This window comes from Ornithinimicrobium sp. (assembly GCF_051004135.1).
In the GTDB taxonomy this organism is placed as follows: domain Bacteria; phylum Actinomycetota; class Actinomycetes; order Actinomycetales; family Dermatophilaceae; genus Ornithinicoccus.
The window spans coordinates 1-8,000 of the sequence record NZ_JBPCKQ010000242.1 but is presented as its reverse complement, the minus strand read 5'-3'; the positions used below and the strand labels follow the sequence as shown (position 1 = coordinate 8,000).

Sequence of the window (8,000 nt, the reverse complement as noted above, 5' to 3'; positions counted from 1 at the left end):
GTCGCGAGGCCGGCCCGCTGGTCGGCCTGTCCACGATCCCCGAACTGCGTACGCTGCGTGCCCGGCTGGCCGCCCTGGCCGACGGCGCCGACCCGCTGAGGCTGCAACGCGCGTTCGCCAAAGCCATGTTGGCCATCGACCCTGCCGGTTCCCCGGTGTACTACGTCGATGACCACTTCGTCGCCTACGCTGGCGCGCGCCCGGTCGCCAAGGGCTACCACACCCGACGCCGCCTGGCCGAGCCCGGCCGTGCGGACACCGTGGTCTGCGATGCCCGCGGCCGGGCGGTCCTGTTCGCCTGCGGCGAGCCCTCAGGACTGACCCGCACCATGCCCGCCGTGTTGGACCAGCTGCGGGCCGTGGTCGGCCCCGACGCCCCGATCCTGCTCGGCTTCGACCGGGGCGGGGCCTACCCGAGTGCGTTCACCGCCGCCGGGAAGGCCGGGATGGACTGGGTCACCTACCGGCGCGGCAAACTGGCACCGAGCACCGCGGCGGTGCGCCGTTCCTGGACCCTCCGTGACGGCCGCCGGGTCTATGTCCACCTCGCCGAGGAGACCGTGGAGGTTCCCGGCTACGGCCCCGCCCGCCAACTCACCCTGGTCGAACACGACACCGCGGTGCTCCAAGTCCTCACCAGCGACACCACCGCCTGCGGTGCGGCGCTGCTGGCCTGGCTACGCGCCCGCTGGCGGATCGAGAACCTGTTCAAGTACGCAGCCGAACACCACGGCATCAACGCCCTGGCCGACTATCAGATGGACATCAGCACGAACACCGCGAAGGTCCCCAACCCGGCCAGAGTCGCGGCCCGCAAGAAGGTCACCGAAGCCGAAGCCCGGCTGGTCGACGCCGAACGAGCCCTACCCCAGATGCTGAACAGCCCCGGCACCCTGCGTGAGAAGAACGCCACCCTGCCACGGCTCCACCGTGCCATCGAGGCAGCCACCGCCGACCTCGCCGCAGCCAAGACCGCACTCAAGCCCATCCCGGCCAAAATCGCCGCGAACGAACTCGACCCCAACGCGAAACGGGCCCGACCCCGACTCGAACGCCGCGGCCTGCAAATGGTCCTACGGCTACTGGCATCCAACGCCGAGGCCTGGCTCGCCGAACACCTCAACGCCTACCTCAGTGACCCCGACGAATACCGGGCCGTCCTACGCAACCTGCTCCACCTCGGCGGGCAGATCACCTACCAGCCCAGGGACATCACCGTCACCCTGGACCGGCCCGACAGCCCCAAAATCGCCCGCGCGCTGGCGATGCTCACCGACGAACTCAACGCCACGCCCGCCCACATCCCAGGCGACCGACGACCCCTCACCTACCAGGTCGCACAACCATGACCATTCCCTTGACCACTACACGAAGCCCCACTTCCGGAGGTCTAAGGCTGCCCCCGACGATCACGGTGCCGCTGGCTCGCTGAGAGATGTCGATTCCGGTGCCTGCGACGGGCTTGTCGCCGGCTCCCCCCATGTCTCGCTGGCCAGGTATGTCCAGGTTCGTGCTCTCGAAGACCCACGCACCCAAGAAGCCCATCGCGACGGCCCATGCAGTGATGAGGATGCCGCCTGCCAGTCGGCCGAATCGTCGTTGTCTGGATGGCGGCGTCTTGCCCATCGCGGCACGCGGCGGGGGCCTGGCCAGCAGGGCCTGGTGTAGAAATGGTCACCACCCTTGCTCGGCTCCGTTATGAGAGAATATCCGCTCATCCTATCGTGGAGAGAATATCCGCTCACAGGAAGGCATCGGATGATGGACGAAACGCTCTGGTCTCATCCCCGGTCCGCTTCGGATCTGGGCTCGTTCGTCGCCGCGGTCCGACGGGAGCGGGGGCTGACGCAGGCCGAGCTGGCCGGCCTGCTCGGCATCTCCCGCCGGTCTGTATACGAGCTCGAGGGGGGCAAGTCGACCCAGTATGTCGAGCGTCTCTTCGGAGCGCTGCGCTTGCTCGGTGTGTCTCTCGAGGCCCGTGCGACGCCGACGGCCGACGACCGGGCCGAAGCACCGTGGGATCTGGGCTGGTGAGCCCGTCCGAGCTGGCCGTCTGGCTCTACGGCACGCGCATTGCGACCCTGCGCTCGAGCTCGACTCCACTGCCGGGCAGAGTGCGCTGGACGTGGGCCGAGGCGGCTCACCGCCGCTGGGGCCTCGGCTCCCGGGTCGTGTCGCACCTGTTGCCGGTCGACCGCCCCACACGACGCCCGGCGGACGCCGTGGTCAGCGCACTCTGCACCGGCCTGCTGCCCGAGGGCAACGCCCGCACGCATTACGCGGTCGCGGCAGGAATCGACCCGGAGGACACCTACGCCCTCCTGGCGCGCTATGGCCGCGACACCGCTGGTGCCCTGGTCTTCGCTGCCGAGCCCGATGCGGACCCGGAGCCAGCCGAATACGCCCCCATCGACCGGGGAGCCATCGCCCAGCGGCTGCGCGACGTGTCCTCCGCCAGCGGGCCCGTCGGCCTTCAGTCGACGTCGCTGGCCGGGTTGCTCCCGAAGATCGGGGTGGGGCGATCGGCGGACGGCGCCTGGCTCGAGCCTCTGCGTGGGTCTGCCTCCACCTGGATTCTGAAGGTCGCGCACGACCCCGACGGTACGGCCGCCGATGTTGTCGACACCGAAGTGGCCTGTCTTGACCTGGCCCGGCGTCTCGGCCTGACCACGGTGACGGCTCAGCTGCATACTTTCGAGGACGTGCGGGCCATCGCCATCTCCCGCTACGACCGCCAGCTGGACCCCGATGGAGTGGTCCGGCGCCTGCACCAGGAGGACCTGGCCCAGGCGCTCGGCCTGAACACCACTGATCCGGCCCGCAAGTTCCAGCGGGGTGCCGCCTTGCCCTCCTGGGCCGGGGCGGCCGACGTACTGCGGGTCTCCGCGGGGAGGCTGGCGCCGTTGGCCCGCCTGGTGACCTTCTCCTACCTGGTGGGCAACACCGACCACCACGCGAAGAACACCTCGTTCCTGCGCCACATGGACGGCACCGTGTCGCTGGCTTCCGCCTACGACATCGCCGCTCACTTGCACCATCCCGGTCAGCACCTCAGCGCACTGGACCTCGCGGGGAAGCGGGACTTCGCCGAGTTGTCTGTCCTGGACGTGCTGGAGGAGATCCGGGGGTGGGGAGTGGGGGCCGGCCCTGCTCTTGCGGCTGCCCTGGACGTCACCACCCGGCTGGTTGAGGCGTTGGACGAGGTGGATGCCCGGCACTACCCCGGCGTCCCGCCCGGCGCCTGGACGGTGTTGCGCCGCCGAGCCGCCGCCGCTCACGAGCAGCTGAAGCGGACCGGCCTGCCGTGACTGGAAAGTAGGCGGTCCCGGCTCATCGGGGAACGACCTCGAACCGTCGGTGCCCGTGGAGGCGGTAGATCTGGAAGGCGGAGTTCAGAGTGAAGATGCGCCGATCCCCCTTCTCCTCAGCTAACGCGACCAGGGTGGCGTCGGCAAGGTCCATCGGCAGGTCCGCGTAGTTCGTCATCAGCCGGGAGCCGCGCTCGATGGCCGGTCGGGACAGGGCGGCGACCTCGAGTCGGCCGCTCAAGGTCAGCGTCCACAGGGCATCCCGTCCGGTCTGGCCACCGACGCGAGACAGCAGATACATCGCCTCGGTGAACGCAGGCCACGTCGTCACCAGCGGGAGCCGCAGACCGGCGAGGACCAGCCGGCATACCTCATGGTCAGCTTCGTCTGCGTCGATGAGGGCGACCAGGGGACCAGCATCGGTGAGCGTCACCGCCTCGCTGCGCGCTGCGCCACGACCTCCGCGAATGCCTCCCCGGTGCGTCGCGCTTGCCCGCCACCACCATGGACGACGCCGATCACGTCATCGAAGTCTGTGGTCTCGACTCCCTCCAGGGTCGCGTCGGCGCGCGCAGCGGCCGCCCGGCGGATGAACTCCGACAGTGACTCCCCTCGGACCTCGGCTGCTCGCTGGAGTCGACGCTCGAGCTCAGGGTCGAGGCGGACGCTCTTCATGCGAGCACTGTGTCACGCACAGAGCAATACGTGATACGGCCGAGACGGCTGGGGACAGCCCCACCCGGTCTCGACCTGAAGGGTCGGCGCCCCGCATGTCGGGGCAAAGCGGAGCATGAGGGGAGCGACCCACGGGATCGAACCACCCGCCGACCGAGGGCGGCAGGTATGCGGCTGTGGGCTCAAGGTGCCCACCATGGACCTCCGAGCGTTATTAAGTGTCTATCTACGTTGACTTGAAATGTCTACCTCAGTAGACTTACTCTATGAAGAGGAAGGCAGTGATCAAGCGGGTGCACGTGGCCGCCAAATCAGCCGGGTTGGACTTCGACATCGTCGAACTCACCAATCACACCGGCATCGTCGTTGGCAACCACCGGTCCACGCTTGGTCGGCACACCGAGGTCGACGAGATCACCGTCCGCAAGTTCTACAAGCAGTTCGAGACCGTCCTCGGAGAGGGGTGGTGGAAGTGAGCACGTACACCACGACAGCCACGCGCACCGCGCATGGCTGGATCGGCCAGTGCGACCAGGCACCCGGTGCTCTGTCCGATGCCCGCCGTTTGGACCAACTCATCGAACGACAGCGCGAAGCGATCGCCTTCGTCACGGATGTACCCATGGCCGACGTCGACGTCGAGTTGGCCCTCGACGTGCCCGACCCCATCAAGCATCTGCTCTCAGACGCAGCGGTCAAGACGACAGCGGCCGAGATCGCTCACGAGCAGGCCACTGCCGCCCGCCGAGCCACCGCCCATCTGCTGGTCGAGCAGGGCTACTCCATGCGCGACATCGGCGTCGTCCTCGGTGTCTCGCATCAACGAGTGCACCAGCTCGTGAACACCAAGCAGGACGCGCACGCATGAGTTGCCCTGTGTCAAGCCGCCGCTGCTGAAGGTTCCTTCCCCACCCGCGACCATGACCATGGGGTCGGTGATCACGTTGTTCACCCCGGCCTCCGACTCCTTCCCGCCCTGGCCAGGGCCTTGAGCCATCCCGACTTGACCGGCATCGTCGTGCAAGCAGGCGACAGCCTGGGCTGGGTGATCCGAAGGGCACAACCGATGCCACCTGACGACGAAGAACCCAACGCTTGGGGTAACCTGGGCGGTAACGACAGGGGAGCGCACACGCGCTGAGAGTGCGGCAGACCGACGCCGCAGACCCTCGAACCTGATCCGGTTAGCACCGGTGGAGGAAGTCGAGTCTCGTCGCCGGTGGTCTGTCACCGCCGGTACCCCTCCTGCACCCAGGAGGTCAACCTCATGCACCACCCATCCCGTATGCCGTCCGCTCGCCGGACCCGGATCGCTTGCCTCGCGCTCGTGGTCAGCACCGCGCTGGCCGGCTGCTCGCTGACCGGCGGCGGCGGTGAGAGCGACAGCGGCCCCGCCGAGAACAAGGACGACAGTGCCGCGGTCGACGACAACAGCACCGGCTCGGCCCCGGCCGGCAACGCCCAGAGCAGCGGCGAGGTCGTGCTCGTCACGCACGACTCGTTCACCCTGCCCGACGACGTCATCGCGGGCTTCACCGACGCGAGCGGCTACGACCTGACCGTGCTGCCCTCCGGCGACGCCGGGGCGATGGTCAACCAGGTCGTGCTCACCGAGGGCAGCCCGCTGGGCGACGCGGTCTTCGGCATCGACACCACCTTCGCCTCCCGCGCGCTGGAGGCCGGGGTGATCGCCGAGTACACGCCCGCCGACCTGCCGGAGAGCGCGAGCGAGTCGGCTCTGCCCGGCGACGGATCGGCATACCTGAGCCCGGTCGACGTCGGCGACGTCTGCGTCAACATCGACGACACCTGGTTCGCCGAGGAGGGCATCGACCCCCCGCAGACCCTGGCGGACCTGACCGACCCGGCATACGAGGGGCTGTTCGTCACCCCCGCGGCCAGCACCTCCAGCCCCGGCCTGGCGTTCCTGCTGGCCACCATCGGTGAGTTCGGCGAGGACGGGTGGGCCGACTACTGGCGCGACCTGGTCGCCAACGACGTGGCCGTCACCAGTGGCTGGGAGGACGCCTACACCGTCGACTTCACGGCCGGCGGCGGCGACGGCGACCGCCCGATCGTGCTGTCCTACGCCTCCTCACCCCCCTTCACCATCCCCGAGGAGGGAGGCGAGCCGACCACCAGCGCGCTGATGAACACCTGCTTCCGCAGTGTGGAGTATGCCGGGGTGCTGGAGGGCGCGGCGAACCCCGAGGGCGCGCAGGCCCTGGTCGACTACCTGGTCAGCGAGCCGGTGCAGGCCGCGCTGCCGGAGTCCATGTACGTCTTCCCCGTCGACGATACCGTCGAGTTGCCGGAGGCCTGGGCGGAGTACGCCCAGCTGGCGCAGGACCCGATCGAGGTCGACCCGGCCGACATCGAGGCGCACCGCGAGGAATGGGTCCGCGAGTGGGCCGATATCGCGACGGGCTGAGCACCCTGCGGCCGGCGCCTGGGTCGGGGCACGGCCCCGGCTGGGCGCTCGCTGCGCTCGCCGTCGTCCCGCTGGCGTTCCTGGCGGTCTTCTTCGCGCTGCCGCTGGGCGGGATGCTGGCCCGCGGGTTCTACGTCGACGGCAGCTGGGACTTCTCCGGGATCGGCGGTGTGCTGGGTCGCTCGCGCACGGTGGAGGTGCTGTGGTTCACCGTCGTGATGGCCGCGGCGGGCACGGTGCTCACCGTTGCGCTCGGTATGCCGCTGGCCTACGTGCTCTACCGGCTCGCCTTCCCCGGGCGCGGGCTGCTGCGTGCGGTGGTGGTGATGCCGTTCGTGCTGCCCACCGTGGTGGTGGGGGTGATGTTCCGCTCGCTGCTGTCCACCGGTGGGCCGCTGGGCTTCCTCGGCCTGGACCGGCACTGGTCGGCGATCCTGATGGCCTACGTCTTCTTCAACCTGGCCGTCGTGGTGCGCACCGTCGGCAGCACCTGGGAGGGGATGAACCGTCGCGCCGAGGACAGCGCTGCGGCGCTGGGGGCGACGCCGTGGCAGGTGTGGCGCACCATCACCCTGCCCGCGCTGACTCCGGCGATCATCTCGGCGGCCACCCTGGTGTTCTTGTTCTGCGCCACGGCCTTCGGGGTGGTGCTGACCCTCGGCGGGCTGCGCTACGGCACGATCGAGACCGAGATCTATCTGCTGACCACCCAGTTCCTGGACCTGCGGGCGGCCGCGGTGCTCTCGGTGCTGCAGCTGGTCGCGGTGGTGGCGATGCTGGGCCTGGCCGCCCGCGCCCGCAACCGCCGCGAGCAGGCGCTGCGCCGCGGCTCTGCGAGGTCGGGGGCGCGGCACCCGGGGCGCGGCGACCTGCCTGCGGTCACGCTCGCCGGCGTCGCTGTGGGGTTCGTGCTGCTGCCGGTGGGGACCCTGGTGGTGCGCAGTCTGCGCGACACCGGGGGGTGGACCTTGGACTACTACCGGCTGCTGCTGGTGCCGGAGGCCGGCAGCGACCTGCGGGTCAGTGTCGGGCAGGCCCTGAACATCTCACTGCGCACCGCCGTCGACGCCACGGTGCTGGCGCTGACCCTGGGGCTGATCGTGTCGATCCTGGTCTCCCGGCGCCCGCGCAGCCGGCAGGGTCGACGCCTGGTGGCGGGTCTGGACGCGGTGTTCATGCTGCCGCTGGGCATCTCCGCGGTGACCATCGGCTTCGGCTTCCTGATCACCCTGGACCGGCCGCCGCTGGACCTGCGCTCCTCACCCGTGCTGGTGCCGATCGCCCAGGCGCTGGTGGCGCTGCCGCTGGTGGTGCGCACGCTGACCCCGGTGCTGCGCGGCATCGACCCCCGGCTCCGGCAGGCTGCGGCGACTTTGGGGGCCTCGCCGGTCCGGTCCGCCTGGACCGTCGAGGCGCCGGTGGTGCTGCGCCCGGTGCTGGCCGCGGCGGGCTTCGCCTTCGCCGTGTCGCTGGGGGAGTTCGGCGCCACGAGCTTCATCGCCCGCCCCGAGCGGCCGACGGTTCCGGTGTTGAGCTACGACCTGATCGGCCGCCCCGGCGCCGACAACCTGGGCATGGCCCTGGCC

The 8,000-nt window shown here is 69.8% G+C and carries 9 protein-coding genes and 1 riboswitch; of the genes, 7 read left to right on the top strand and 2 right to left on the bottom strand.

Annotated features, from left to right (window positions below; translation table 11 throughout):
* The 3 genes from ACR2FV_RS17295 to ACR2FV_RS17285 form a co-directional block, all read left to right on the top strand.
* Positions 1-1,349: putative transposase (locus ACR2FV_RS17295; RefSeq protein ID WP_434016947.1), on the top strand; the 1,349-nt coding region annotated here is incomplete at its 5' end.
* A gap of 412 nt (positions 1,350-1,761) precedes the next feature.
* A complete protein-coding gene (locus tag ACR2FV_RS17290) occupies positions 1,762-2,034 on the top strand; it encodes a helix-turn-helix domain-containing protein (protein WP_434016946.1) in 273 nt (90 codons plus the stop codon).
* The gene (locus ACR2FV_RS17285) at positions 2,031-3,308 is read left to right on the top strand and encodes a type II toxin-antitoxin system HipA family toxin (protein ID WP_434016945.1); all 1,278 of its coding nucleotides are present in this window, start codon (positions 2,031-2,033) and stop codon (positions 3,306-3,308) included. Before ACR2FV_RS17290 ends, ACR2FV_RS17285 begins: the two co-directional genes overlap by 4 nt.
* 22 nt (positions 3,309-3,330) lie before the next feature.
* Here ACR2FV_RS17285 and ACR2FV_RS17280 read toward each other — a convergent pair whose 3' ends face one another.
* Entirely contained in the window at positions 3,331-3,741 is a 411-nt protein-coding gene (locus tag ACR2FV_RS17280; RefSeq protein ID WP_434016944.1) for a type II toxin-antitoxin system VapC family toxin, read from the bottom strand.
* Positions 3,738-3,983 (bottom strand): DUF1778 domain-containing protein, encoded by a 246-nt coding sequence (locus ACR2FV_RS17275; protein WP_434016943.1) that lies wholly within the window; start codon positions 3,981-3,983, stop codon positions 3,738-3,740. Before ACR2FV_RS17275 ends, ACR2FV_RS17280 begins: the two co-directional genes overlap by 4 nt.
* Before the next feature lie 266 nt (positions 3,984-4,249).
* Here ACR2FV_RS17275 and ACR2FV_RS17270 point away from each other — a divergent pair, with 266 nt between their 5' ends.
* The 4 genes from ACR2FV_RS17270 to ACR2FV_RS17255 all read left to right on the top strand — a co-directional run.
* The gene (locus tag ACR2FV_RS17270) at positions 4,250-4,459 is read left to right on the top strand and encodes a ribonuclease PH (protein WP_434016942.1); all 210 of its coding nucleotides are present in this window, start codon (positions 4,250-4,252) and stop codon (positions 4,457-4,459) included.
* Positions 4,460-4,605: 146 nt separating this feature from the next.
* On the top strand, positions 4,606-4,851 hold the full coding sequence (locus tag ACR2FV_RS17265) for a hypothetical protein (protein ID WP_434016941.1): 246 nt from the start codon (positions 4,606-4,608) through the stop codon (positions 4,849-4,851).
* Between the two features lie 242 nt (positions 4,852-5,093).
* Positions 5,094-5,202, top strand: a riboswitch (TPP riboswitch).
* Between the two features lie 48 nt (positions 5,203-5,250).
* The gene (locus ACR2FV_RS17260) at positions 5,251-6,414 is read left to right on the top strand and encodes a thiamine ABC transporter substrate-binding protein (RefSeq protein ID WP_434016940.1); all 1,164 of its coding nucleotides are present in this window, start codon (positions 5,251-5,253) and stop codon (positions 6,412-6,414) included.
* Positions 6,390-8,000 (top strand): ABC transporter permease (locus tag ACR2FV_RS17255; protein ID WP_434016939.1); only part of this gene is annotated, 1,611 nt, incomplete at its 3' end. The genes ACR2FV_RS17260 and ACR2FV_RS17255, both read left to right, overlap by 25 nt.

Excerpts from the sequence above, each read along its gene's own strand:
- ACR2FV_RS17290 (WP_434016946.1), top strand. The coding sequence starts at position 1,762 with ATGGACGAAACGCTCTGGTCTCATCCCCGGTCCGCTTCGGATCTGGGC.
- ACR2FV_RS17275 (WP_434016943.1), bottom strand. The coding sequence starts at position 3,983 with ATGAAGAGCGTCCGCCTCGACCCTGAGCTCGAGCGTCGACTCCAGCGA.
- ACR2FV_RS17270 (WP_434016942.1), top strand. The coding sequence starts at position 4,250 with ATGAAGAGGAAGGCAGTGATCAAGCGGGTGCACGTGGCCGCCAAATCA.
- ACR2FV_RS17265 (WP_434016941.1), top strand. The coding sequence starts at position 4,606 with ATGGCCGACGTCGACGTCGAGTTGGCCCTCGACGTGCCCGACCCCATC.
- ACR2FV_RS17260 (WP_434016940.1), top strand. The coding sequence starts at position 5,251 with ATGCACCACCCATCCCGTATGCCGTCCGCTCGCCGGACCCGGATCGCT.